Genomic DNA, 26,325 nt, shown 5'->3' with positions numbered 1-26,325 from the left:
AATCACAGAAAAGATGAATTTTAAAAAGTCTACATGTATCGTAATGGCCTTGCTACTGATGGTATCCAACATCGGCTTCGCATTCACGGTGCATTTTTGTGGTGATCAACTTGCTTCTGTTTCTACGGGGTATGCCCTAAAGGCAAATCCGGGAAAAGCATATTCCTGTTGCGGGGAGCAGGTCCAGAAAGCATCCTGCTGTAAGGACAAAGTGGTCAAAGTAAAACACAAATCGGACAATGTAATCACAAAAGCCTTAAGCGTTACTACGGATAATTTTTATGTTATTCCGGAATGGAAACCGTTGGTTTTTGCGGCTTATCCACAGGTACAAACGCCTTCCGATGTGGCTTATTATTGCGATGCCCATGCGCCACCACTCTTTCAACTCTATTGCCAATACATTCTTTACGCCTGATTTTTACTGTTTGAACTGGAAGTTTGATAACAGCTGTTATCGTTCGATTATTTTTAAACATTAAAATTACAGTATGCAAAAACAAATCTTAGGGATATTGTTTGCCCTGTTTTCCGTGGCATTATCTGCTCAGGAAAAACTGGAGGGCGTTATCTATGAATCCACTGCCACAGAGGCTACACTTCCCTTAGCCGGGGCTTCAGTAGTATGGTCGGGGACCACAATTGGAACCCAAACCGATGAAAAAGGAATTTTTTCCATTCCTTATACACAGGAACATTCCCAACTGGTAATCAGTTTTGTGGGATTCAAGTCCGATACCATTACGGTTACCCAAAATAAAAAAATCAACCACCTGCTTTTTTCCGAAAACACACTACAGGAAGTCATTGTGGCGAAACGGCGCAAGAGCCTGGAGCGACTGAGCGGAACTACTGCGAATGTGCAGGTTTTAGGCCATAAAGAACTGCTGAAAGCCGCCTGCTGCAACCTTTCGGAGAGTTTTGAAACGAATCCTTCTATAGACGTAAATTTCTCGGATGCTATAACCGGAAGCAAGCAGATTAAAATGCTGGGCCTTACCAGTCCGTATATCCTGATTGCCGAAGAGAATATTCCCTCCGTTCGCGGTGCTTCCCAGGCTTATGGGCTTTCTTTTACCCCGGGTACCTGGGTGGAGAGTATCCAGATTACCAAAGGTGCGGGATCGGTTGTGAATGGTTATGAAAGCATTTCTGGGCAAATCAATACCGAACTGATCAAACCGATGAATGACATTCCATTTTTCCTGAATGCTTACGGTTCGACAGATTCCCGTTTTGAACTGAATACGCACTTTAATAAAAAGGTAAGTGACAAATGGTCGACCAGCCTGTTCCTGCATGGGAATACAAGAGTAGCGAAAAACGACATGAATGATGACGGTTTCCTGGACAATCCTTTAGCGAAACAAATCAATGTGCTAAACCGATGGCAGTATGTAGATGCTGAAAAAGGCTGGGTGAGCTTTATCAACCTTCGCTATATGAAAGATGAAAAGCAGGCGGGACAACTGGACTTTGATAAGAAAAGAGACAAGCTGACTACAAATTTCTGGGGATCGGAAGTGAATACTGAAAAAGTGGACCTTTCGGCAAAATTAGGCTATGTATTCCCGGATATGCCGTACCAGTCGATTGGTTTCCAGAATTCATTCAACAGCCACAAACAGGATTCTTATTTTGGGCTGAACCAATATGATATCCACCAGAAGAGTTTCTATTCCAACCTGATTTTCAATTCGATTATTTCGAATACCATGAATAAATTTGCGACCGGATTAAACTTCACCTATGATCAATATGATGAGTTTGTCAACATCCGTGACTATAGCAGGATTGATAATTCGGTAGGTGCTTTTTTTGAATATACCTATGATAATTCCGATAACCTGAGTATTGTTGCCGGAGGGCGGGTAGATGTACACAACCGGTTGGGCACTTTTTTTACGCCAAGACTCCATGCGCGTTATAATCCCTGGGAAAAAGGAACCCTGAGAGTTTCTGCAGGAAGAGGAAAACGCCTGGCGAATATTTTTGCTGAGAATCAATCGCTTTTTGCATCTTCACGAACCTTTTCAATTTTGAATTCAGGCGGAAAAATCTATGGGCTGGATCCTGAGATTGCCTGGAATTACGGACTGAGCTTTATACAGAAGTTCCATCTTTTTGCTAAAGAAGCTGAGGTGGTTTTCGACTTTTACCGAACGGATTTCCAGAACCAGGCGGTGGTAGACCTGTATCAGGGGCCACAGCAGGTATTGTTCTATAATCTCGATGGAAAGTCTTATGCGAATAGCCTGCAGTGCGAATAGCCTGCAGTTAGAATTTAATTATACGCTTACGACCCATTTGAGCCTGCGTACGGCTTATAAATATTATGACATCCGTACCGACTACAGAAGCGGAAGCAACGAGCGTCCTTTGCAGGCAAAAAACCGTGTTTTTGCTAATATAGCATATGAAACCCATGTCACTGATAAAGGGCGGCAATGGAAATTTGATTATACCTATAATTGGCTGGGCAAGCAAAAATTACCGACTACAGCCTCCAATCCACCGCAATACCAATTGGGAGAATTTTCGCCTTCTTTTTCACTGATGAATGCGCAGATTACCCGTTCGTTCTCTCCGGTTTTTGAAGTGTATGTGGGAGGGGAGAACCTTACAAATTACAAACAAAAGAATGCTATTGTAGGCAGTGACGATCCGTTTGGAGCCTATTTCGACAGTTCTATGATTTATGGCCCCATTTTTGGGCAAATGTATTATGCCGGACTGCGTTTTAAAATAATATAACTGATTAAAAACACGATAAAGATGAAAAAAATAATTTTTGTATTGCTGGTTGCCCTGATGGGGATTTCTGTAAATGCTCAGGAAAAGAAGAAAAATGCCAAATATGATATTGCAGTGAATGGCAACTGTGAACTTTGTAAAAAAAGAATTGAAAAAGCAGCGTTCAGTGTGCCGGGCGTTAAGTCTGCCGTATGGCATTCGGATGATACGACACTTCATGTGATCCTTAACGAAGAAAAATCGGATGTTGTGAAAATTCATCAGGCTGTAGCGAAAGCAGGACACGATACGGACCAGGTAAAAGCCAAGGATGAAGATTATGAGAAGTTACATCATTGCTGTATGTACGAAAGGAAAGGTTAAAATGCAGAACCTCAGGTCACAACACCTGAGGTTTTTTTTGCTTAAAAAAGATTAGTAAAAAGCAAAAGTAAGCAAAACGATTAAAACAGTTATTATACAGAGGTTTATAAAATGGTAGTACAAAGTTGGAGGTCGGTGTACGACAGGTTTTGGACTTAAAAAGACAAGGTTAGGTTACTAAATCATTACCAGTTTAGTCTTGTAATGATTTAGATAAAAGACTATAATTCAATCTTTTGCATTCTTTTTCATAGTTCCTTGTAACTCATTGATAGTTAATTTTAAACATTAAACAATTGAGTTATGGAGACAGTTAAAAGATCCACCTTCAAGTTATTGCTTTACTTGAAGAAAAATGAACCAAAAAAGAACGGTAATGTACCAGTTATGGGACGTATTACCATCGACGGAACCCCTAAAACATTCGGAACCAAACTAGAAATTGATCCCAATAGCTGGGATTTAAAACACGGTCGTGTATTGGGTAAGAGTAGCTTGGCATTAAGCACCAACCAGAAATTGGATAAAATCCGTGTGCGCATCAATAAGATTTATGATGAGATGCTCAAAGATGAAGGCTTTGCAACTGCACAAAAAGTAAAACTTTCGTTTTTAGGCGTTGGTGTCATGGAAGACTCTCTGCTAAAAATCTTTAAGAAAAACAATGAAGATTTCGAGAAAATGGTTTCCAAGGGAGAACGCTCACAAAGCACGTATTACAAATATAAAATTGTCTATAATCACCTCAAGGAATTTATCACTTGCCGGTATTATAGAGATGATATGGCTTTTAGAGAATTGACCTGTGACTTTATCAGGGAATTTGACTTGTTTTTGCGGGTGGATAAAGGCTGTACACATAATACCGTTTGGGTTTATACAATGCCTTTATATCGTGTGGCAGAACTTGCAATCAAGAATGGACTTATCAGAAGAAATCCATTTGAAGACTATGAGATTTCTATGAAGGAAAATGATCGAAGCTATTTATTGAAAGAACAGGTAGAAACCCTTCTTTTCCATACCCCAACAAAAGAAAAATATGAGCTTGTAAAAAATCTTTTCATTTTTAGTTGCTTCACTGGATTAGCTTATATTGATATCAAAAAACTAAAGAAGAGTAATATCCAGTCTTTCTTTGATGGCCATGAGTGGATTATAAGCCGTAGGCAAAAATCTGATGTTGCTTCAAATGTGAGATTAATGGAAATTCCTAAGCGATTAATCGAAAAATATGCAGGTATTACCCAAAACGATTTTATTTTCCCTGTCCCAACCAATAAGATTTGCAATAGTTATATTGATAAATTAATTCAGGAAGTTGAGATTATAACAGAGCAAAAAGTAACATTTCATACGGCAAGGCATACTTTTGGCACTATGTTTTTGACGGAAGGCGTACCACTTGAAAGCCTAAGCAAGATGATGGGGCATAAAAATATTTCAACTACACAAATTTATGCCAAGATAACCAGCCAGAAGATTAGCAAAGACATGGATTTAATATCACATAAATTTAAGGCAATGGAAGAAGCCTTTATTGAAACCATTTGATATTTACAATAAAAATAATAGTAAGCAGGACTTAACCATCCTGCTTTTTTTATGCCCACACTTTTTATCCCCAAAGCACATTTATTTCCCTTCCTTATCCCCTTCGCATAAAAGAGCTTTGGTTGGATATACTGAAAAACATATCGGAAAATTCAGGGCAAATCCCAAGAAATATTTTCCAATATCCTTTTGGTGGCTTTCATAGCCACAAACGCTTAAAAATCGTTAAAATTCTGTCAGATAAATTCTGGTTTTGTAATCACATAGACCATTTCTTAATGCCTTTTCCACTGGCTTCCACATAGGTTTTTATCCAAGAGCCAGTATGCTGTTTGTCCCATTTCAAGAGCAAAGATATTTCCGTGTTCTTAACGCAACAGAAAGGTCAAGCCCTGCGGTTTTGCCAAAAAATCTCCACCCATCCGGGTAGTATTTTTTGTCAAAACCTTGCTGTTGCTAAACACGAACCTTTTATGCTCGTGAAACGAAACAAAGCATACTCCGGCTCTTTAAACGAATAAAAAAAATGTCAGAAATGAAAAAATACAGCATTAGAAATGGTAAAAGAGAAACGAAACTTCAGCACCTCCTCTCATTACCGAATAAATCAAAAAAAATAAAATAAGAACAAAATCAATAACGTAAAAAATAGAAATTATGAACATTACAGGAAGATTGACGAGAGATGCGGAGGTACGCACAACGTCTCAGCAAAAACAAGTAGTAAACTTTTCAGTAGCGACAAATGACAGCTACCGTAACAAGCAGGGCGAACGCATAGAGCAAACGACATATTTCGATTGCTCCTATTGGATAACGCCCAACGTTGTCAAAATCCTAACTAAAGGCACATTGGTAGAATTATCGGGAAGGGTAACTGCAAGAGCGTGGACAGGCAATGACGGAGAAGCAAGAGCAGGTCTTAATTTCCATACCTCACAAATCAAAATGCACGGAGGTAGCAGGAAAGCGGAAACAATACCGGCAACTGCACAAGCCGAAAAAAATAAGGTTACAGCACAGGAAACAGATGACGACCTCCCATTTTAACAGCGAGTATTCAAACAATTTTCAAAATTTAAAATCATTTTATCATGGCACATAATATCAATTTCAACGAAAGAACAGGACGTTATTCATTCTTTAGCGTACAACAAAAAGCGTGGCACGGTTTGGGGCAAATCGTAGAGCAATACCCAACGAGCGAGGAAGCTATCAAACACGCAGGGTTAGATTACGAAGTTGTAAAATCCCCATTATTTACCAAAGGTTCGGGGATTATCGAAACGACAAACGGCATTGAGATAGGCAGTAACGAATTGGAAGTTCCTAATTATTTCGCCAACATACGCACGGATAACAACGCAGTATTAGGTGTAGTTGGTAAGGATTACCACATCGTACAAAACCGTGAAGCCTTTAATTTCTTTGATGTTATTGTAGGTGGTGGCGAGGGTATTCTGTATGAAACCGCAGGAGCGTTAGGCAACGGAGAGCGCATATTTATTACAGCCAAATTACCCGACTATATCCGTGTGGGCAATGGCGATGATGTTACAGAAAAGTACATTTTCCTAACTACTTCACACGATGGTAGCGGAAGTATCACAGCTGCATTTACACCTGTCAGAATTGTTTGCCAAAATACGCTGAATGCTTCACTACGCAGTATGACCAATGTAGTTCGTATCAAACATACTTCGGGAGCGAAACAGCGTATTGAGAACGCTCATAAAATTATGGGACTGGCGAACACTTTGAGCAACCAATTAGAGGATATTTTTAATGAATGGGCAAGCGTAAAAGTAACAGACCAAGAAGTGAAAAAGCTAATCCAATTGGCACTTTGCCCGAATAAAGAAACGCTTGACTTAATTAAAAAAGGTGCAGAAGATGAAATTTCAACCTTGTTTAAAAACACCGTTGATGATGCTTTTTCTTATGCGATGATAAGCGAAACGCAACAAATGGACACCACAAAAGGCACATTATTCGGAGCGTACAATGCCGTTACAGGCTACTATCAGAATGTACGAAATTACAAAAACGATGAAGCCAAGTTGCAGAGTATTGTATTGGGTGGTACTGCCCAACTCAAATCACAGAAAGCATTTGAATTATGTACAGCCTTTGCAACAGACGGTGCGGAAGTCTTAAACCTTAATTAAATAACTATAGGCTACCGCTTTAATCGGTGGTAGCCTTATAAAAACTAACATTATGGCAAATTGGTGTAGTAATACGGTAGTTTTCGAGGGTAAGCCTGAAACAATCGAACAGATACAACAACTATTCAAGTTAATGGCAGAAAAAGAATTAATAGAACAATGTGGGCAATTACCCGATTTTGTTTCTGAAAATGATGGAGGTTATTTCTTTGCCATCTACCAAAATGAAGGCGATACAGGCATTTTTCAATACGAAACAAAATGGTCTCCTAATATAGAAGTTGTACAAAAAATAGCAGAATGCTATAAAGTGAATTTCATACAGGATTATAAGGAATTGGGTTGCTTGATATATGGCAGAGCAACATTTGCTGACAAGCTACTCACAGATACTAATTTGAAAGATGATGATTTTGAAAAGTATCAGTTTGACGAACAAGCCGATACCTATCATTTTGAGGGCAAAGAATACGACAGCGATTGCGAGATTTTGGAAACCTTGTTAGAACAGAAAATAGCCAATCATCAACCCTAAAAGCAAGAATAATGGAAACTAAAATAATTGCCATCAAGTTTGTCCGCTATGATGTACCCGAATTGGAAACCCTACAATTTGCAAAGGTTTATCTATTGAGAAAGAAACTGAACAAAGGCGAAAAAATGAACAGAGCGGAAAAGAATTGGCTTGCAGATTCAGTAAACCGAAATGCCTACTTCAAAAGAGCCGTTCCCTTAATGGGTTATCGGTTTGGGTTTGAGGATGTTTTGAAAACCTATGTAGTAAAACAATACGGCAATTGGTCAGAATATAATGCCCCCGACAAAACAAGCCTTAAAAGTATTGTGTATGGCAGGATTGACCAAATAGCAGAAATCAGTAATTAACATTTAAAGTAATGAAAGTAACAGATTTAAACGGTTGTCAAATCGAAGTAACAGACCTTGAACAAGCTATCCAAATAACAGTAGAATACAAGGAATATAGACACAAGGATAAAGGTTTTTCCGAGTTTGACAAAAGGCAAAAAGTCTATTGGGTGGATATGTATGAGAAACTAAAAGTAATAAAAGAACAATTATTAACAACTAAAATTTTACAGCAATGAACACTAATTTTTTTAATCAGATACAGCAGTTGGACTTTACAGGAGTTTTACAACTGAACATTTCAAAAGGAGCAGAAAATAACCTAATCGTATCGGTTATGCTCAACAACGAACAATGCGGAGATAACGCCAAAAACCTAATTCCGCCATTGATATTTAACGCTACACCGCAGGAGTTTGATGATGGTTTTTTTGAGCAAATAACTGCACCTATCCAAACCGTTTCGGGTTTAATGGTAGATATGGAAAAATTCTTAAAACAATTGGAAGAAGTCAAAAAGCAATCGGCTATGGAGAAAGAAAAAGCCGATAAACAGAAGAAAGAGCAGGAAGCCAAAGACAAGAAGTTCAAAGACGGAATGGCAAAAGCTGATGAATTGGAGAAGGAATGCAAATTCCGTGAAGCGTGGATGAAAGTACCCGATATAATAGAGTTTCCCGAAAAAGCAGACGAGATACGCAAACGTAAAAATGCACTATCTGACAAGTTTGCAACACCGAGCCTTTTTGGAGAAACCGAAGTAGAAAAACCCGAACCACAGCAAGAGGAAAAGGTTTTTGATGATTATCCTATTGATGAAACAGACGAGGACGAACAAAATTATTAATCTAAAATTTCAAAATTATGTTATTAGCAACGCAATTAGAACGAATTTTTATACTCAAAGATAAAGGACAAGACATCAAACTGACCGACCCCGAACCACGTTGGAGTGTGGAAGCCGTGATGAATTTTTACGCCAATATGTACCCGATTTTGACAACGGCAAAAATATCTGCACCGCAAATAAAAGACGATGCCGTAGAGTACAAATTTGAGAGCGTAATGGGTACAAAAGGTTAAACCAAAATTGTAAAAAAGATGAATTATGCAACCACATATAATATCGGGGATTATCAAAATCCCAGAACAGAAACGACAACGGCAATTGCATCGACAGTTAAACGAGTTCGCACAGTGGATGCAAAGACCAAAAGATGCAAACCAAGTACAAAAAGACAAACGGAAAGCCGTACCGATAGCAATGTTGCCAATGGTTTTCTAAAGTCCACATTTCTGCCTAAACTGAAAACAGAACAATCTTTCCAGGCTTGTAAGGAAACAGCAAAAATGGAGAGGGATATTTATCAATCCCTTTCTAAACTTGCCGAGCATTATGGCGTAGAACCGATGCAGACACAGATTTACGGCTATCCTTACAATATAACTTTGGCGATGTGGGATATAGAAACCAAGTTAAAACGCACCCATTTGAATTGGGATAGTTTACGATTGGTACAGGACAGTAAGAAAACCTTTTTTATAAGTGAGGAACGGTACGACACAAGAACGACTTTGTATTATATTCCTATCATTCCGCTCTTTAAAATGCTCCATAACCTGAAGTATAAAAAGACCGCTCAATTGTTGGTTTCCGTATTCAGTTATTTATACCACATTGCCGACCTACCTTATTACCGACGGGAAAATAGCTATTTGTATTGGATGTATGAAATGATGTGCGATTGGGTGGAACAGGACGATGAAACGGATGAAACTGAGAAATACAAAGGCGAGTTAAGACAAGCCGAACAAATTGGAGATAAGATAGAACAGAAACTATTCAATCGTATCAATTTACAACTATTTGAACAGCGTTTAAACAACTTCAAAAGCCTTGATGAATTTGACCAAGAATGTTGGCAATTAGCTTCTAAAGTTTTTGTACTTTTTACGGAATATCCCACAACAAGTATTTTTAGAAACGCCCCCATTTCGGAACAAGACCCTTATAATGATGATTGCGATAATGAAACCATTGGAATGGAAAAATATATTTCATTTGTAGCAGATACCAAAGGTTGGTTGTATGAAAGCCTTTCGGAAAGTATCAATAATGAATTTAATGAGTACGGTGCAATGGCAGAACCTACGATTTCAAAGCACTTTGACGGAAGCGAAATAACAGCAAACAACCTTGATTTTGAAAACCGCTTGTTTCCCATATTGAACGACTTATGCGGTTTATTAAATGAATATAAAACGACAGTAAAATGAATAACCTAAACGACATCACGGAGAATTTTGGAACATTATATTTTCCAAAATCTGCTTTGGTTTTTTATGAAACCAAAGGAACAAATACCGATAGCTACGTGGAGCATTTCGATATGGACAGAAATGGAAATCCAATAAATGCGCATCTTTTGACGGTAAAAGAAGCCAATGTATTGGCAAAATCATTACAGACCGACGAAGAAAAGAACAAAGCTTTTTTAAAACCTAAAGGAATTTTGCCAACCAACATTCTGCACATCAATCCGAGTGAAAAAGGTACGGTACTTTGGTACACCAAGGCACAGCAAAGGCAATTGTATTTTGTAAATGGTTTGGGTATTCCGAACGGAAAAGCACAAGTACCGCCAATGCTTTGGTTTGCCAGTAAAAATAGTCTTTCAGTTTTTGCTTTGAAAAGCGACAGAAGACCCACAGAAAAAACGCTTTTGCATTACGCACCATTTTTCAATGTGTATGAAAACGGCAACGTTTGTATGGGAACGGTAAATATTGATATTCAAAATTCGGCATCCGTGGAGGAATTTATACAAGCTTGGGAAAGCTATTTTTTCAATAGCTATTTCAGTCATTTATTGGGAAATTACAATCCGATAAACGGAAATTGTGTAACCGTTTGGAAAAACCTAATTGGTACAGATAAAGCCTTCCCGAAAGAGGTATTGAAACCGAATAACAAAACACTTAAAAATCTTTTGTGATGAATATAGCTAAACAAAAAATACATTTTACGGATAGCGATTTAATCAATCCGACCAATCCGATTTTAGTAAATTTAATTGGTGCAGGTGGCACAGGTTCAAAGGTTTTGACTGCATTGATGGAAATGAACCACAGTTTAATTGAGTTGGGACACGCAGGATTACAAATCCGCCTTTGGGATGATGATTTAATTACCCAAGCAAATTTGGGCAGACAGCGTTTTGCAGAATCTGAAATTGGATTGTACAAATCCGTTGCACTAATTAACAGAGCCAACCGATTTTCGGGAACAAATTGGAAAGCAGAAACGATAAAATTTGAAAAAGACTGTTTGGATAAATTGCCCGAAAATGTAGGTGCAAGTATTTATATTTCTTGTGTAGATAGCGTAAGAGCAAGATTTGAGATTGCGGACATTTTAAAAATGCTGAACAACGGTAAAGCCTATTCCAACCGCCCACGTTATTGGTTAGATTTTGGCAATAGTCAACACACAGGGCAAGTGCTAATATCTACAATAGGAACTATCCAACAACCCAATTCCGAGAAATACGAAACGGTGGCAAGCCTGCCATTTGTTACCGATGAATTTGCAGAACTACTGAAACAGTCCGAAGAACAGGACGACACGCCAAGTTGTTCACTTGCCGAAGCATTAGAAAAACAGGATTTATTTATCAATTCATCTTTGGCACAAATGGGATGTTCCCTGCTCTGGAATTTGTTCCGTTATGGAATGTCAGAATACAGGGGGTTTTTCCACAATCTGAAAGATTTTAATACCCACCCGATAAAAGTCGCCTGACCCGAAAATCGGGCGGCAAAAATGCAATTCCTCGCTACGGTCGGAAACGTATTTTTGCATTTAATTAGGTGCAACCACTTTGCCAAAATGTACCACTCCACAATTCCATTTCCTTACATTTTACCAAAAAGGTTGCGTCATTATTTCGTGGGATATTCGTTATCCCATTTTGCTTTTGGCGAACTTCTTTTCTTTTTACATCTGCGACCAAAGAAAAGAAGCAAAAGAACGTCGCTTTTTTACGTCTGGTTTTTGGTAATTAAGTAAATTTGTATTTTACTAAACTAATTGCTTTGTTCTGATATATAAAATACTCATTTCGTCATTTTAGAGCTTAGCAATCATGCTAAAACGATACAATACAACACAATTACGATATAAAAAATGGGACGACACGACCGCTCAATAAAAATTGCGTTTAACAAAACATCGGGAGAAATTCTTGATGCAGACAAAGTGTTTGACATAACCAAAGACGCATTTCAAATTAGAAGAAAATATCACGAAAAAAATCTTGAACTTTCTTGTTGCGAATGTGAACAAGATTTAATGGTTTCAGGTAGTAAGTATGACAGACTTCATTTTAAGCATAAACCGGGACACGATTTTTGTATTTTAGCAGATGGAAAACTTTCTCCGTACGACCACGAAAAATTAACCGCAATTCTAAAAGCCAAAGAAAGCGACAGACACAAAGAACTGAAAAACAAAATTGGCGTACTTTTAAAAATCGTATCAGGCGTTGATTTAAACACTATTCAAATTGACAACAAGTTTATCGTCAAAGACAACGAGAAAAGAAGACCAGATGTTTATTGCAAATATCAAGACAAAGAACTTGTATTTGAAATTCAACTTTCTGATTTATCGCTTGGCTACATTCTAAGTCGTCAAAACTTTTATAAAAAACACGGAATGTATCTAATTTGGATACTTGACAACTTTGATATACACAATCAAGGGACTTTAGAACGAGATATAAAATATTTAGCCAAGTATGAAAACTTTTTCAAACTTGACGAAAAATCAGAAACACTTAAACTTGATTGCGATTACAAGTTCCCTTTCCTCACAGACGACAACAAATTGCTAACGAAATGGCTCAATAACTCTGTTACATTGAATGAACTAAAATTTGACAGCGAAGTTTTTCAAGTGTATTTCTACAATTATGGCGACAACAAAATAAAAACGGAAACACTTCAAAAACAAAAGGTCGAAGAATTAAAAGAAGCCGAAAGAAAAAGACGTGAACAAGTAAAACTTGAAAATGCAGAAAAAACGGCAAAAAAAATAATTACTAAAATTGCAGATTTCCGAAAAAAGAAATCTCAAAATTTTGACATTATTTCAATTGAAATTGAAGAATTGGACGATTTTGAACTCGGTATTCTAAACAAAACATTGGACTTAAGAGGAAAAAGTAAATCGCCTTTAATTAAATGGATTGACGAAGCAACACAAGACGATGTTGTTTTTCTTAGTTTCATTTTAAAAACGAATAACATTGAGCTTGATATATATTCTACAGAAAATGGCAGAACACCTTTACAAGCTTTATTCGAAAATGAGAATATTCACAAAACTATGCCTGCATTGTATTTATTTAAAACAGGTTACAGACTAACCGAAAATGATAAATTAACATTGTCTAAATTTAAAGATGAACAGAAAATAACAGAAGAAAATTTTCACATTTTCAATTTTTGTAATAATCTGAAAGATAGAAACCTTGTTTCAGATGTTGTTCGTTTTTCAAAATTACTTTTTATTGTGGAAACTGTACGAAAAGAACAAATGGTCTGGTACAATTATACGAAAGGCAATGTATGGGTTTCATTCGCCAATAATGCTATTCAAAGTTACAGTGAATATTGGGAGTATGTTGAATTAGTCTTTAAGCGTTTTGGATTTTGGGACAAACTAATTCAACTTGACAAAAAAGGAACTTTTCAAAAAAAGGTTGAACAGTTTTACTCGAAGATGCCAAGACAAAAATATGATTTTGACGAAGTTTTTAACGACCTTTATCCAAAAGATGGAATATGAACATACAGAGATCAACAGAAACATTTTTTGTGCTGGGGTGAATTTAATGCTTCGAAATCCGCTTCTTCGCCAAGCGCCAAACATATTGAGTTAATATTGCTTGGGATATTCGTTATCCCATTTTACTTTTGGCGAACTTCTTTTCTTTTCACATCTGCGACCAAAGAAAAGAAGCAAAAGAACGTCGCTTTTTTACGTCTGGTTTTTGACTTAACGCTTTTTAAAAGATATTTTTAATTCATTAAATTTGTTGCTATTTCGTCTTCAGAAAACCAACCTTAAAAAGCTCATCAATGATAGAAACGTCGATTACTATATCTGTAAACCGAAAATCAGATATTGAAATAATACAACAAAAAATTATTGAAAAGAGCTTGCAGTTCCCGATTTATATCTGTGAATATGAAAATAGCTATCAAATAAACTTCACAAGTGATTATGAAGAATGGGAATTGGATACTGCAATGCAAAATTGTTTCCCTGATTACGAATATACTACAGACCTTGAAAGAGGATGTAAAGAAATCAGAATTCAAATTTCAAGATACCAATCAGAACTTTGCACCGATGGTTGGGGAAGACCACTTGAAAATCCCTTAGATGAAACAAAATATCTAATTAAAAAGTCAGCCCATAAAACGGAAAATTTCAACCCTAAAATCAAGGTTCTATTTGAAGATAAAGAACAGTATTATTATGTGAATATTGTGGATGGTATAAACAAAGCAACTGATGAAAAGGGGTTTCTATTATTAGATAATTTCAAAACTAAAATTGAAGATAGTACGGCTGAAATATTAAAAGATAGACTTTATAAATCTCAACTAGAAGCCTTTCATTCTGGATATAATAAATTGTCCGAATTGGTAGAAGGCGATTTTAAATTATATCTGGAGAACAAAAAGAAAAAAACAAGAGAAATTGAAAAATTACCTCGAAAAATTATCAGGGATTTCATAAAGGCTTGTAATAGTTTTGATGAACTTGGTATGTTTAAAAATCTTGACAAAGAAGTTGTTTATGAAAGACAGTTGAATTGGGAAACCTTATTAAGAACTGATGGAATTACTGAGTTTAAAGAACATCTAAATTCAACAGAGCAAAAGTTGTGTAAAAAAGACTTTAAAATCAGGTCGTCATGGAGTATTAGTTTACCGGGCGTAACCATTGGTGTTAAGTATTTCCCCAAAACATCCAATTCAGAAGAAAGGCCATTTCAAAAATATGGCCAGATACAATTTGTATTAGAAAACAATATGATAATTAGGATTATCGATGAGAGTTAAATGCACTTCTCAATCACTTTTTTAAAATCTTCGGTATCGCTACCAATCAGTAAATAACTTGAAAACCCAAGTTCTAAAAGAGACTTTGCCACTTTATCTGCATCAATATCGCTATGGGCAATTAGTTTTATAGTTGGATATTTCGCATTCAATTCATGAAGTTGTGCCAGCACATTTTTGTTATAAAAATCAAGGTCAATTACGCAAATTTTAGGAAGCGTTTTCAGTGCTGATAATTGAAGTAATCCATCTTGTATATTCTCCGAACGGAACAATATTTCATTGCCTAAAGCAGTAAGGTCATTGTATATCGCATCAATAATCGGGCTTTTGTCATTAATAAAAGCTAGGGTAATTTTTTCTTGTGCTGTACCAGTTTCCATATCATCATACTTTTTGAAGTTGATGTAGTCCTGCAAAAAAATAAGGCGCAGGCCACTACACTTACCGCACATTGAGGTACTGGTATACCCGACAACGAATAAGCGAGCACCTACGCCTATGGCATAGGTGTTCTTTCTTATTGTCCCGTTGTCTAAAAATTACCAGTTTTCAATGTGGGACTTAAAGTAAAAACACTTTAAGATTTTCTATATTTCGATACAAAGATAGTAAACTGCTTTTGATACTCATCATACCTTTAAAGCCAAATAGGTCAAAAAAATGATTAATAACCAGCTTTATTGGTTACATAATTTTGCTCTAGTGCAGTGAGTATATCTGATTCTTTAAAAATAATTTTTCCCCCTATTTGGATAAAGGGTAATATTTTATCATTCCTATATTGCTGTAATGTACGTTTGCTGATGTGCAATAGTTCACAAACATTCTGACCAGAAAGATATATTTCGCCGTTCATTACAGGTCGGTAATATTTCAATATTTCCTCGATGTAATTTCTTAATAAGAGTATCATTTCGTGATGGTCTATAATCTCTTCGGCTTCATTAGTTATTAAATCCATCGGTGTCTGTGTTATACGGCTGTCCGGCTTCGAGCAAAGTCTTTACATCCGAGAGTTTATAATAATTTTTGCGGTTCAATCTGGAATTCGATAATATGCCTTTATCCTTATAAGTCTGTAAAGTCCGTTTGGTAATCTTCATCATCAAACACACTTCCTGGTTATCCAACCACTTCTCTTTATTAAAAATAGAGGCATATTTTTCGGTGGCACTTTTTGTTATTTCCAAAAGTTCCTTCAGCTCATTTTTCATTCCATCCAATGCGGATTTCTGTATTGCGATTACTTCCATTTTTGTTCAATTTTCGGTGGAAGTTGAATTTACAGAGACTTTTAAAGGGATTGGAAAAGCTGGATTTGAATGGCGTTGAAAGGCAGTATTTGGCTTTTACTAACCTGTAAAAAAAATCGGATAAGCTTTTGGGCTATCCGATTTTCTTCAAAACTATATTTATAAAATGATTATCTGCGTTGGTCGGTTGGTTCAGTTTTTATCTCCACTTTCTTTTTTTCCTTATCGTTTTTCTCACGGGAATAAACCCATAATGACAATAGCCCGAAGATAATCAGTGCATAAGCTATCCATTTGCCAACACGTTCAATAAACTTAATGCCAACTGATTTTTCATAAGAGGAAAAGCTTTCTGCTCCTATAGGACTTCGCCTGTAAAATTTTCTACGATTAATCCAGTAGCGAAGCACCAAGCCTAAAACCAAAAATAGTATTCCTATAACTAATGATGCAACCATAATAATAGCTATTACATTTCTACTTTAAATTTACGAAAATTTTGTTTTGAAACATCGGAAAAAATCAAAATTCAACCTTGAAAGCATAAAAAATCCTGCCTTATTGGACAGAATTTTATTTATTAATCGCTACTGTTGAATTGGAAAGTGAGTTTCTTTTCATTTCCAAAACTATCAGAGATCCATACATCAAAGGATTGCGACACAGTGGATGTAGAAGTGTAATACAATCGGAACTGCTCTGTTGGTAAAGGATATAAATCGTTCGGCAAATATGCAGGTTCATTATAATATCTTAAAATTCCCTGCCCGTCAAATTGAAAGTAACGGATAAAATACTTGGTATTATTGTAATTTCCGCTTCGTTTTATCGTCATTCTTATTTCGACGGTTTGCCCATTCGACACATCTTTTGGAACAGGCATAACCTGTACTTCAAAAGGAAAATTATTCTGTATTTCGAGTTCGTCATCTTTGCTACAAGATACCAAAGCAACCGAACTTATGAGGATTGCCAACAATACATACAGTGGCAGAAATCCTATTTTAAATGATTTGAAAAATGTTGTCATTTTTATACGTTTTTTAAAAGTTAAACCTTATTCCCGCACCTGCTGATGGTCGGAATTGTTTCATATCCGTCCCCCATAAAACCTTTGTTCGCCCTTGCAGGACTAACACAAATCGGTCGGATAGATACGTTTCAAAAGTCAGTCGTCCGCCAGCTCCGTAAATGAAATTGTCATCACTCACTATTTTTGCTCCGTCATCCAACATTGCTTCTCCACGGTTGATGGTTTCATAACCGATTACACCAGTAATTCCGGCATTCAACGTTATGTTTTTTCTAGCATCCCCCAAGAGAAAGATGCTGTAACCACCTTCGGCTGTGTAAGTTTCTTGCGGTATGCGGAGGTCTTTATAGGAATGGTATTGGTGCGTATATTCTAACGCCCAAAGCTGGTAATTGCCGTTTTTTCCATTTACGGTCATTGCTAAATTGATGTAATAATCGTTTCCGATTTTATCGTCAGATAATACACCTGCACTTACTTCCAAGCCTTTTTGCTTAGGCAACATTCGTTGTGCCTGACTGGCGGTAATGCCCATCAAAACGAGCATCACCGTATAGATATACTTTTTCATATTGTTGTTTTAAATAGTTATTAAAATTTCAGGTGCATATCGTTAATCAAGCGAGCCTTAATTAGATCCGAATTTTCTACTTGAAGTGTTTGATGTCTGCCACCGTTTTTCTCAAAGATTTCAATCAGTAAAACCTTGTCATCGGCAATGGTAAACTGATCTAATAGGAACACATTTTGTTCAATTGCCTTTCCACCAATCTCATCCAACGGCTTATAAGTACGTAGCGGTATCATTGGTCTTTCCTGCACCACGGTACGTTTTGCTACCTTTTTATCTACTACTTTGAAATTGATAAAATCAATCTGAAACGGCACATTGGTACGGTTTCTCAATTCTGTATGGAAATAGTATTTGCCGTTGTGAATGTAAATTCCTTTCAGGATAAATTGAATACCAAAACTTTTAGCACCGATATGCTTTACAATTCGATTATTGTTCTTGTAAATCGTTTCCAAAAGCAAGCCTGCCAATGATGGCGAATTATTACCCAATTCTTCAAAAAGCACATCGTTTCCATTCTTTTTATCCACTGCTTTTTGCATTGTCAACAGGTCGTAGCTCAACGCTTCCGGATATGGACTGTAATGCACATTGAAGCTGTAAAAGCGACCATCATTGGTAATGACCGAAAAATTGGTTTCCGTTTCGAAATCTTTTACTGATGCTTTTACACGAAGTACGTTTTCCGCATCGTCCGCCTTTCCTGCAATTAGGTATTCGCTACCCAAATCCACATATCGTATAGCGGTCGGGAAAATCAAATGGGTAGTCTTGTCATAAGTTACCTGCATTTGGTATGGTTCTATCTTGCCCAAAGCAAGCGGTGCTTTTATGCTGTCTTGTGCAAAAGTGTTTACGGCAAAGCCGATGATAAGGGCAAAAGCCCAAAAAGTTTTTATATGATTTTTCATCTTTTTAATTATTTGAGTTCAACATTATTTTTTAGATACAAGGAAAACCTGATGTCCTGCTTTTAGCGTAATTTTTGGTGTTCGTATTTTTTTTGCGAAATAACCCGAAATGCCTTGTACTGCACTTTTACTGAGGTCGGAACCAATCTGTTGTCCTGTTGAGGAGTTCATATTGAAACTTGAACCTGTGGCATTTCCCATATTGGCAACAATGTCTGTTACGGCATTACGCTCTGGCGAATATGGCACATACAAACCTTGCTGACCATCGAGGTCATAGATGGTTATATCCACAGGAATAATATTGCCCTCCAACTCAATGGAAGTAACTTTTAATTGTAAACGTCCTGCCTGAAATTTCCCGATTGCCGTTAAAATTGTTCCCTGCGGAATGGTACGGTTTGGCGTTTGTGCAGGCTCTAATAAACGCAATCGTACACCACTTTCGCCAATAATGGTCTGTGTTTCCTGTATGCTGGCTTTTACGCTATTTTTTGGTTGAGCCACTTGTTCTACAGATCCGGCAGTATAGAAACCTCGGTTTTTGCTTTCGCTCCAGTCCGCTAAAAAAGCACTATCAGTAGGTTCTCTGTACAAAGCCGATACAGCCTTTTTTCTTGTTGGTGTAAATGCTACAAAATATTCTTTCTGCGAATTCGAAGAAGAACCTCGGTCAGCACTATCTGTGCTTATCGGTTTTCCATTATTTCCTCCCGAAGGCAGATACTTTGAAGCCATCTGATACGATTTTTCCATCAATGCTAATTGGTCATCTACAGTTGCAGATTTAGGAATATCTTTTTCCGCTAGTTGTTCTTTTAATTCGTCCAATTGCTTGCGTAGTTCTTGTGTTTCGCTGTTATTATCCTGATAAAATGAACCTAATGGGTTTTGTGCATTTTGGTAGCTGTTCAATGTCGAAGTGCCTGATTTTCCAGCCATCATACCGTTGTTTTGGTCTTCTTCGGGCAACTCCACTTTGGTTTGCCGTGTGCTATCGATATTCCAATAGTCCGATAGCGTAGTCAGGGCATTTCGTTTTTCCTGATCTTTCTGTTCCAACATATCTTGCTCATAAGCTTTTTGCTTATCACCTTGCATTCCTTCTTCAGAAGATTGAGGAACGGCATCATTTAATCCGATGTTTTCCATTTCTTTTTTGTCTGCCGATGGTTTAAATATGAGGTATAAACAACCCATAAAAACAATCCCCATTAAACCAAAAATGATTGGTTTTTTAAATCGTTCAATAGTGCTCTTTTTATCCTCCGTAAGGTTAGATGCTTTGTTTTCGTCGCCTTCCTCAACAAGAATGCTGACCCTTTTTTCATTTTCTTTCATAAAATTTATTTTTAAAAATTGTTTTCAATGTATCCTGCAACTTTTCAGGACTTTCTTTCTTTTTTAGGACAGGGTTTTCGATATGCTCGATGACCAAATTGTTATTGGCTTTGCCTGCATCATACCATACTTTTAAAATGACCCCTGCGGTAAGCAGTAGATATCCTATAAAAAAGTATAAGGTGTATTTATGCTGTTTGCGAACCGGCAATTCCCGCCATCGTTCGTCCAACTTGTTAAAATACCTGTCCATATTTGCTCTTAATTTTTTCATACTTTAACTGTTATTGGGTGTTATAGCCTAAAGCGTCTTTGTCCAATAGGATTTTTCTGTTTTTCAGTTTCACTTACCATTGAAATTGCTTCATTAGCTTTGGGTGCTGTTTCAACAGAAAGGTTGAGGAGTTCCGAATGCTTTAATATATTTCCAAACCGGTCGTTCTTTTTTACCTCCATTTTGCTAAGGTCAAATGTTCCGTTTTCGTGTTTTACCCACGAATTGCATTGAACACTCGGTCGCTCATCTCCTGCCCACTGGAGGTAGCCAGTAAGAATTAAATCCCCTTTTGGCAAATGTTCTTTTCCGCTACTACAAGCTTCCAGATATTCGCTGATACTGCCTTTTAGTTTGCCGGGATAAGCCGATTGGGTATGGAAATAACTGTTATAGCCTTTATCCGAAAGAGTTTTTGAGAACGTGTCTAAATCGAGTAACTGTTTCATAATATTTGGTTTTAGCGTTGAATAACTTCAATGTCCTTATTCTCAACAACTGCAAATTTTTCAATATTGAAACCTTGTGGGTTATTGTCTGAACGGACAGAGTTTACAAGGAAACAGGACGTTACCAAGCTTCGCTTTGTCACATTGCTGGAACGGATGATGAATTGCTTAGCGTAAGTACGCACTGCATAAGGATAATTGTCGAAATTGCAGACCACACTGTCCACCTCGATACGTTGCTGTACATTTCCCGATATGATACGATTGTAATAACCTTTTTCTGAAAGGTCTTTGTAGTAATCAAAGGCACTTTTATCGGCAAGATTGAACGCTCGTTTCATATTGCTTTCAATAGCATTTTTGTCGGGTGCAAGTGTAAAAAAGAGTTCGTGAAAACGCCTTACGTGTTCTCTTGCCTCAACCGGGCGGTTGATGGATGCATCTTGCGAAAGAGCCAACATCAATGATTTTCCATTGTCCAACACATAAATTTTTTGGCGCTGTTCTGTTGCAAAGCTGTAAGATTTCCATACGGCATACCCGACAACGCTAATGCAGAGAACAGCAAACACAATGGCGAACAGCCTTATCTGTTTAAAGCTATTTTCGATATTTCTGAGTGTTTTAAATTCCATTTCTTAAAAGATTAATTTGTTTTTACTTATTGATTAGCCTGCCACCAATATTACCTGCAACAGATCCAGCTCCAGCTCCAGCAAGATTTCCCGATTTCATTGCCGTTTGGTTAACATTACGGGTAAAGTTTCCTGCACCGCCAGCCTGAATAATCCAGCCTGTTACCGTTGGAATTGTAAAATATCCTACGATACCAATAATCATAAAAATGATATACACGGTATTACTTGTATCGGGTATATAGGTTGGGTCGGCGAGCATTTCGATGTCCCGTTCCAATATCAGCGATTGTATTCTTGCCAGCATCGAACTGAATAAATCGGATACAGGAAGCCAGAGGTAAACGCTTACATACCTTGTAAACCATTGCGTGAGCGTAGATTGAAAACCATCCCACACGGAAATAGCAAAGGCAATTGGTCCGAGTATTGACAAGACTATCAGAAAAAATGTTCTTATCGTATCAATAACCAATGCTGCTGCCTGAAAAAGTATTTCCAATAAATTGCGAAACCATTCTTTTATTGCTTTCTCAATCTTGTAGGCTTGCCTGTCCATATACATTCCAGCCATTGTTCCAACATCAGAAGGCGACCAACCCAATTCCTCCAATTTCTTATCGAATTCTTCATCCGATGCCATATAAGCGGTTTCGGGATTTCTTACCATTGCTTCATATTCCAATTGGTCTTTCTGCTGTTGCAATTTGTTGAGGTCAAGCACCTGATCTTCGAGAATAGAATGGGTTCCTGTTACTATCGGATTAAGTACCGCATTGATGGTTCCCAACACGATTGTTGGGAAAAACATAATGCAAAGTCCCAAGGCAAACGGACGTAATAACGGAAACATATCAATAGGTTCGGCTCGGCTCAAAGCCTGCCAAACCTTTAATGCCACATAGAACAAAGCACCTAATCCGGCTACACCTTTAGCTACTCCAGCCATATCACCAGCAAGTGGCATCATATCATCGTACAGCGAGCGCAGTACTTCGTGAAGATTATTCCATTCCATTTTACCAGTATTTTTGGTTAGCAGTTCCATAGAGTTCAAGTACTCTTTTGGCATCGTTTTTCTTTTTCGCTCTCAAATAGCTTACAGAGATATTCTTGTTGGTGTAATAGCGAACGAGGCTATGATAGTCTTTAACTTCCTTGTACACACGGTCGATAACATCCATACGCTCTTTGTCGTTTAGCGAAAGGCTGGATGAGGTTATGATCTGCTTCAATTCTTTCAGCAGTTCGGTACTTTCATTTAGCAATGAAGAATAGCCGTTACCAATAGCTACCAATTCCTGTGGCGAAAAATTTGGGTCGTTCATCATCTTGCCGAAATTCTGAACATATATTTCCGAAACATCGCCTACCAACAAAACAGTCTGTTGCACTTTGCGGGCATCTTTGACCAGATTGTTTATAGCCTGTAGTTTGTCGTAGTATTCTTTGCCCTGTTTGTACACTTTCTCTACTTCCTTGAAGTTCTTAATCACATTACTTACAGTGGAAGAAGTCTGTATAATTTCGTTGGCACTATTGAGAATGCCTGAAGCTAAGTTCGTGGGGTCTGTAACTACCCATTGGGCTTTTGCAGATGGTGCTACGGCAAGCATCAGTGCTGTACCCAACATAAAAAGGATTTTTTTCATTTTCTTAAATTTTAAATTGTTAATGAATTATTGATTTGCACTATCACGCCGTTGCATAGCGATGTGTTTTATAGCGAGTTCTACATTACCATCCAGTTCGGATGCGAGTTGCATCACTTCCAGTTTTTCGGTTTCTTCGGTGGTGTATGCGAGATATTCCTCCAAACTAACTTCTGTGGCATATACCGCAGAATGGGTTCCGCCCAAACCAATCCAAACTTCTTTGTAAAGCCGTGATGGGTCATTGTTCATATTGATGGAAAGTACCTGCGCTTTTTCCTTATCAGTTAAACCGAGCATTGCCTGTATATCATCGAACTTGTTCATATACTTTCGCTGGTCGAGCAGGATTTTACAGTCACTGTTATTGATGATACTTTCCTTTACGATGGGCGATTGAATGATGTCGTCCACTTCTTGTGTTACCACGATGGCTTCACCAAAAAATTTCCTAACCGTTTTAAAGAGGTACTTGATGTATTCTGCCATTCCTTCTTTGGCGATGGCTTTCCACGCTTCTTCAATTAGGATGAGTTTTCGGATGCCTTTCAGCCTTCTCATTTTATTAATGAAGACTTCCATAATGATGATGGTCACTATTGGAAAGAGGATTTTATGGTCTTTGATGGCATCAATTTCAAACACGATAAAGCGTTTGGAAAGCAGGTCTAATTGTTTGTCAGAATTCAACAGATAATCATACTCGCCACCTTTGTAGTAAGGCTCTAAAACATTGAGGAAATTGGCAATGTCAAAGTCTTTTTCCCTAACCTGTTTTGCTTCCAGTACCTTGCGATAATCGCCCCTTACATATTCATAAAAACCATTGAAAGATGGATTTAGATTATCGTGTTTGATGCGTTCGATATATCCGCTTACGGCATTTGATAATGCCACTTCTTCCGAGCGGGTCGGCGGTTCATCATCACGTTTCCAAAGGGTAAGTATCAGTGTTTTGACACTTTCTCTCTTTTCAATATCAAACACGCCATCATTGGTGTAGAAAGGATTAAAAGCAATCGGATTATCTTCGGTATAGGTAAAATAAACACCATCTTCGCCTTTGGTTTTTCCTTTGATGAGTTCGCATAATCCCTGATAGGAATTACCAGTATCCACCAACAAAACGTGAGCACCTTGTTCGTAATACTGCCTTACCATATGGTTTGTGAAGAACGATTTACCCGAACCCGATGGACCAAGTATAAACTTGTTGCGGTTCGTGATGATACCCTGTTTCATAGGTAAATCCGATATGTCCAAATGGATAGGCTTTCCAGTTAATCGGTCAGCCATCTTGATACCGAATGGCGAAGGCGAATTGTGGTAATTGGTTTCTTCTGTGAAAAAACACAAAGCAGGTTCAATGAACGTGTAAAAACTTTCCTCACTCGGAAAATCGCCTGCATTGCCCGGCATTCCTGCCCAATACAAGGTGGCTACATCTGTAGTATTGTGCCTTGGTTTGCATTCCATCAGTGCCAAAGCACTACCGCAATCGTTTTTTATTTGTTTAAGTTCGCCTGGGTCATCTGACCAAGCCATAATATTGAAATGCGCCCTAATGGAAGACAGCCCAAAACTATGCGCCTCATTCAAGTACTTTTCAATCCACTCTTTGTTGATTTGGTTTGCCCGACTGTAACGAGCCAATGAGTGCATATTTCTTGCAGACTTCTCAAATTTTTGCAGGTTGGCTTCACTGTTATCTAAAAATAAATATTGGTTGTAAATGTGGTTACAGCTCAACAGCAATCCTACAGGTGCAGCGAACGACAAACGGCAATCACTTCGGTCGGTAGATAGTTTTTCAAAACGGGTATTGGCAGACACCGTTCCGGGCAAATCGTCGGTATCGGATAAAGTGTGCAGGCATAATCTTTTGTTACCTATACGAATTTCTTCGCCTCCCAATGCAATGTCTTGCATCGGTGTTCCAGCTTCCCTTGATAGCGTTAGGTACTGCTCCAATAATCCCTGTTTTTCATCTGTACCAATGATTTCGTCCTCGCTTAACCGTTTCAGTTTGATAAATCCGCTATCATTTACGATACGTTCAAACTGCGCAACGGCTTCCATAAAGCGGTGTATCACTTCCTTATCCCTGATTTCTTTCGGTACTAGTGTCCCTTTACAAAGCGAACTGAAATTGCTCTGCATTCGCATACGCTCTTTGCTCGTTTTGGTTAGAAACAGATAGCAATAGTGGTTCAGAAATGGACGTTCATTGAAATGGCGTTGGTAGGATTTTGCTAGAAAACTTTGGTCATCTTTTGCCAAATTGGGTGCGTAATTTTCCTTGATGTACCAATCCTGTTTATGAACTATCGTAAAATCTGGCAATGTTTTAATAGCCTTGTGCCAAGCGGAATGAATAGCTTCGTATTCAGCTGAAGCTACCGTAAATAGTTCGGGCAAATGAACTTCAAAGCAGGCGGTAATGTCTGCATCCTTTGACAGAATACAATTATTCTCGACCGCCAATAATGGAAACTTGCTTTCTAATGTTGTAGATTTTGCTGTATTTCTCATCGTACATTGGGTTTAGCTGTGAATTTTAAATAGCGGTGTACAGCCTTGCGACAAATGATGTAGCGGGGATGGCGTTTATTGGCTCCAATTTTCATCAAACCGTGTTCGCCATATTTTCTGTTCAGTGAGAAGGTTTGCCATATAATCAGCGAAGCACCGCCTGCACCAACAAACAAGCAGACGTAAGAATTAACTCCAATCATATATAGTATCATCACTAGGATTAGTGTGCCGAGCAATCCACCTGCAAAAATGAACAGGTATTGTGCTTTCAACCCTTTAAATTCCACCGTTCTTCCGATACCTTTATTGATGTTGTAATTACTCATAAGGCAAGGGATTAAAGGAAGAATGAGCGAAGGACGGTTGCCGCTACGATTAAGAAAATACACGCACCAAACCACGAAGCCGCCGTTTTACTTGTGTCGGGATCTCCATTACTGAATTTGTTGTACACTTTAACACCGCCGATGAGACCTACTACTGCACCGATAGCGTAAATGAGCTGTGTAGCGGGGTCGAAATAAGACGTTACCATTTGGGTAGCTTCGTTGATACCGGCTGTACCATTTCCCTGTGCGAACGCACCAATTCCTGACAGCATTGCCACGGCTGCCAGCAATACTTTTTTTCTCTTTTTTTTCATAATTGAAACACATTAAATTGTTATCCTTAACCCGCACCTTGCGGGCTTTCGGGACAAAGGTGTTTCAGAAATTGAGGTGTTATAACAATTTGGCAGTGAGAGGAATTACTTGGCGGTAGATGGCTTGATAAGTTTGATTTGAATTATTTCCTGACAAAGTTTTTCCGGAATTTGGATTA

General features: G+C 37.8%; 31 protein-coding genes and 1 pseudogene. 16 read left to right on the top strand and 16 right to left on the bottom strand.

Annotated features, from left to right (window positions below):
• The first annotated feature begins 13 nt into the window (after positions 1-13).
• The 16 genes and pseudogenes from FK004_RS01005 to FK004_RS00930 all read left to right on the top strand — a co-directional run bounded on the left by FK004_RS01005 (position 14) and on the right by FK004_RS00930 (position 14,843).
• The gene (locus tag FK004_RS01005; RefSeq protein ID WP_157955994.1) at positions 14-418 is read left to right on the top strand and encodes an HYC_CC_PP family protein; all 405 of its coding nucleotides are present in this window, start codon (positions 14-16) and stop codon (positions 416-418) included.
• 73 nt (positions 419-491) lie between these two features.
• Positions 492-2,754, top strand: a pseudogene (locus FK004_RS01000) (TonB-dependent receptor).
• Positions 2,755-2,775: 21 nt separating this feature from the next.
• On the top strand, positions 2,776-3,117 hold the full coding sequence (locus FK004_RS00995) for a heavy-metal-associated domain-containing protein (protein WP_108735566.1): 342 nt from the start codon (positions 2,776-2,778) through the stop codon (positions 3,115-3,117).
• A gap of 303 nt (positions 3,118-3,420) precedes the next feature.
• The gene (locus FK004_RS00990; protein ID WP_108735565.1) at positions 3,421-4,671 is read left to right on the top strand and encodes a site-specific integrase; all 1,251 of its coding nucleotides are present in this window, start codon (positions 3,421-3,423) and stop codon (positions 4,669-4,671) included.
• Between the two features lie 657 nt (positions 4,672-5,328).
• Positions 5,329-5,721, top strand: a complete 393-nt coding sequence (locus tag FK004_RS00985) for a single-stranded DNA-binding protein (RefSeq protein WP_108735564.1) — start codon at positions 5,329-5,331, stop codon at positions 5,719-5,721.
• Between the two features lie 44 nt (positions 5,722-5,765).
• Positions 5,766-6,839, top strand: coding sequence for a DUF932 domain-containing protein (locus tag FK004_RS00980; protein WP_108735563.1), 1,074 nt, complete (start codon positions 5,766-5,768; stop codon positions 6,837-6,839).
• A 52-nt stretch (positions 6,840-6,891) separates the two neighbouring features.
• The gene (locus FK004_RS00975) at positions 6,892-7,374 is read left to right on the top strand and encodes a DUF1281 family ferredoxin-like fold protein (RefSeq protein ID WP_108735562.1); all 483 of its coding nucleotides are present in this window, start codon (positions 6,892-6,894) and stop codon (positions 7,372-7,374) included.
• Between the two features lie 11 nt (positions 7,375-7,385).
• Positions 7,386-7,724, top strand: a complete 339-nt coding sequence (locus FK004_RS00970) for a molybdenum ABC transporter ATP-binding protein (protein WP_108735561.1) — start codon at positions 7,386-7,388, stop codon at positions 7,722-7,724.
• A gap of 11 nt (positions 7,725-7,735) precedes the next feature.
• Positions 7,736-7,945: a hypothetical protein gene (locus FK004_RS00965; RefSeq protein ID WP_108735560.1), complete on the top strand. Its 210-nt coding sequence runs from the start codon at positions 7,736-7,738 to the stop codon at positions 7,943-7,945.
• The gene (locus tag FK004_RS00960) at positions 7,942-8,553 is read left to right on the top strand and encodes a PRTRC system protein E (RefSeq protein ID WP_108735559.1); all 612 of its coding nucleotides are present in this window, start codon (positions 7,942-7,944) and stop codon (positions 8,551-8,553) included. The genes FK004_RS00965 and FK004_RS00960 overlap by 4 nt, the downstream gene beginning before the upstream one ends.
• A 17-nt stretch (positions 8,554-8,570) precedes the next feature.
• Complete coding sequence (locus FK004_RS00955) at positions 8,571-8,789, top strand: PRTRC system protein C (RefSeq protein ID WP_108735558.1); 219 nt, start codon at positions 8,571-8,573, stop codon at positions 8,787-8,789.
• 18 nt (positions 8,790-8,807) lie between these two features.
• Positions 8,808-9,983: a hypothetical protein gene (locus tag FK004_RS00950; RefSeq protein WP_108735557.1), complete on the top strand. Its 1,176-nt coding sequence runs from the start codon at positions 8,808-8,810 to the stop codon at positions 9,981-9,983.
• Positions 9,980-10,702 carry a PRTRC system protein B gene (locus FK004_RS00945; RefSeq protein ID WP_108735556.1) on the top strand — a complete coding sequence of 241 codons (723 nt, stop codon included), beginning with the start codon at positions 9,980-9,982 and terminating at the stop codon, positions 10,700-10,702. Before FK004_RS00950 ends, FK004_RS00945 begins: the two co-directional genes overlap by 4 nt.
• Positions 10,702-11,508, top strand: coding sequence for a PRTRC system ThiF family protein (locus FK004_RS00940; protein WP_108735555.1), 807 nt, complete (start codon positions 10,702-10,704; stop codon positions 11,506-11,508). Before FK004_RS00945 ends, FK004_RS00940 begins: the two co-directional genes overlap by 1 nt.
• Positions 11,509-11,892: 384 nt before the next feature.
• Positions 11,893-13,557 carry a DUF6035 family protein gene (locus tag FK004_RS00935; RefSeq protein ID WP_108735554.1) on the top strand — a complete coding sequence of 555 codons (1,665 nt, stop codon included), beginning with the start codon at positions 11,893-11,895 and terminating at the stop codon, positions 13,555-13,557.
• 293 nt (positions 13,558-13,850) lie between these two features.
• Complete coding sequence (locus tag FK004_RS00930; RefSeq protein WP_108735553.1) at positions 13,851-14,843, top strand: hypothetical protein; 993 nt, start codon at positions 13,851-13,853, stop codon at positions 14,841-14,843.
• Here FK004_RS00930 and FK004_RS00925 read toward each other — a convergent pair.
• From FK004_RS00925 to FK004_RS00850, 16 genes are all read right to left on the bottom strand, one after another.
• On the bottom strand, positions 14,840-15,226 hold the full coding sequence (locus FK004_RS00925) for a response regulator transcription factor (protein ID WP_108735552.1): 387 nt from the start codon (positions 15,224-15,226) through the stop codon (positions 14,840-14,842). The genes FK004_RS00930 and FK004_RS00925 overlap by 4 nt on opposite strands.
• A 284-nt stretch (positions 15,227-15,510) precedes the next feature.
• Positions 15,511-15,807 (bottom strand): helix-turn-helix domain-containing protein, encoded by a 297-nt coding sequence (locus FK004_RS00920; RefSeq protein WP_108735551.1) that lies wholly within the window; start codon positions 15,805-15,807, stop codon positions 15,511-15,513.
• Positions 15,791-16,099, bottom strand: coding sequence for a helix-turn-helix domain-containing protein (locus FK004_RS00915; RefSeq protein ID WP_108735550.1), 309 nt, complete (start codon positions 16,097-16,099; stop codon positions 15,791-15,793). Before FK004_RS00915 ends, FK004_RS00920 begins: the two co-directional genes overlap by 17 nt.
• Positions 16,100-16,269: 170 nt before the next feature.
• Entirely contained in the window at positions 16,270-16,557 is a 288-nt protein-coding gene (locus FK004_RS00910; protein WP_108735549.1) for a molybdenum ABC transporter permease, read from the bottom strand.
• Between the two features lie 122 nt (positions 16,558-16,679).
• Positions 16,680-17,129, bottom strand: coding sequence for a DUF3872 domain-containing protein (locus tag FK004_RS00905; protein WP_108735548.1), 450 nt, complete (start codon positions 17,127-17,129; stop codon positions 16,680-16,682).
• Between the two features lie 13 nt (positions 17,130-17,142).
• Positions 17,143-17,703 carry a conjugal transfer protein TraO gene (locus tag FK004_RS00900; RefSeq protein WP_108735547.1) on the bottom strand — a complete coding sequence of 187 codons (561 nt, stop codon included), beginning with the start codon at positions 17,701-17,703 and terminating at the stop codon, positions 17,143-17,145.
• A gap of 20 nt (positions 17,704-17,723) precedes the next feature.
• Positions 17,724-18,617 (bottom strand): conjugative transposon protein TraN, encoded by an 894-nt coding sequence (gene traN, locus FK004_RS00895; RefSeq protein ID WP_108735546.1) that lies wholly within the window; start codon positions 18,615-18,617, stop codon positions 17,724-17,726.
• Between the two features lie 24 nt (positions 18,618-18,641).
• Positions 18,642-19,958 (bottom strand): conjugative transposon protein TraM, encoded by a 1,317-nt coding sequence (gene traM / locus FK004_RS00890; RefSeq protein ID WP_108735545.1) that lies wholly within the window; start codon positions 19,956-19,958, stop codon positions 18,642-18,644.
• Positions 19,945-20,232, bottom strand: a complete 288-nt coding sequence (locus FK004_RS00885; RefSeq protein WP_108735544.1) for a nitrogen regulatory IIA protein — start codon at positions 20,230-20,232, stop codon at positions 19,945-19,947. The genes traM and FK004_RS00885 overlap by 14 nt, the downstream gene beginning before the upstream one ends.
• Positions 20,233-20,252: 20 nt before the next feature.
• Complete coding sequence (locus FK004_RS00880; protein WP_108735543.1) at positions 20,253-20,681, bottom strand: hypothetical protein; 429 nt, start codon at positions 20,679-20,681, stop codon at positions 20,253-20,255.
• 11 nt (positions 20,682-20,692) lie between these two features.
• Positions 20,693-21,316, bottom strand: a complete 624-nt coding sequence (gene traK / locus FK004_RS00875; RefSeq protein WP_108735542.1) for a conjugative transposon protein TraK — start codon at positions 21,314-21,316, stop codon at positions 20,693-20,695.
• A 22-nt stretch (positions 21,317-21,338) separates the two neighbouring features.
• Positions 21,339-22,334 carry a conjugative transposon protein TraJ gene (gene traJ, locus FK004_RS00870; protein ID WP_108738705.1) on the bottom strand — a complete coding sequence of 332 codons (996 nt, stop codon included), beginning with the start codon at positions 22,332-22,334 and terminating at the stop codon, positions 21,339-21,341.
• 1 nt (position 22,335) lies between these two features.
• Positions 22,336-22,968: a DUF4141 domain-containing protein gene (locus FK004_RS00865; RefSeq protein ID WP_108735541.1), complete on the bottom strand. Its 633-nt coding sequence runs from the start codon at positions 22,966-22,968 to the stop codon at positions 22,336-22,338.
• Between the two features lie 27 nt (positions 22,969-22,995).
• The gene (locus FK004_RS00860) at positions 22,996-25,500 is read right to left on the bottom strand and encodes a TraG family conjugative transposon ATPase (protein WP_108735540.1); all 2,505 of its coding nucleotides are present in this window, start codon (positions 25,498-25,500) and stop codon (positions 22,996-22,998) included.
• On the bottom strand, positions 25,497-25,829 hold the full coding sequence (locus tag FK004_RS00855) for a DUF4133 domain-containing protein (protein WP_108735539.1): 333 nt from the start codon (positions 25,827-25,829) through the stop codon (positions 25,497-25,499). Before FK004_RS00855 ends, FK004_RS00860 begins: the two co-directional genes overlap by 4 nt.
• A gap of 11 nt (positions 25,830-25,840) precedes the next feature.
• Positions 25,841-26,146, bottom strand: a complete 306-nt coding sequence (locus FK004_RS00850; protein ID WP_108735538.1) for a DUF4134 domain-containing protein — start codon at positions 26,144-26,146, stop codon at positions 25,841-25,843.
• Positions 26,147-26,325 lie beyond the last annotated feature (179 nt).

It is taken from the genome of Flavobacterium kingsejongi, from assembly GCF_003076475.1.
GTDB classification, from domain to species: Bacteria; Bacteroidota; Bacteroidia; order Flavobacteriales; family Flavobacteriaceae; genus Flavobacterium; species Flavobacterium kingsejongi.
Note: the sequence above shows the minus strand (reverse complement) of the source record. Positions and strands in the feature narration are given on the sequence as shown.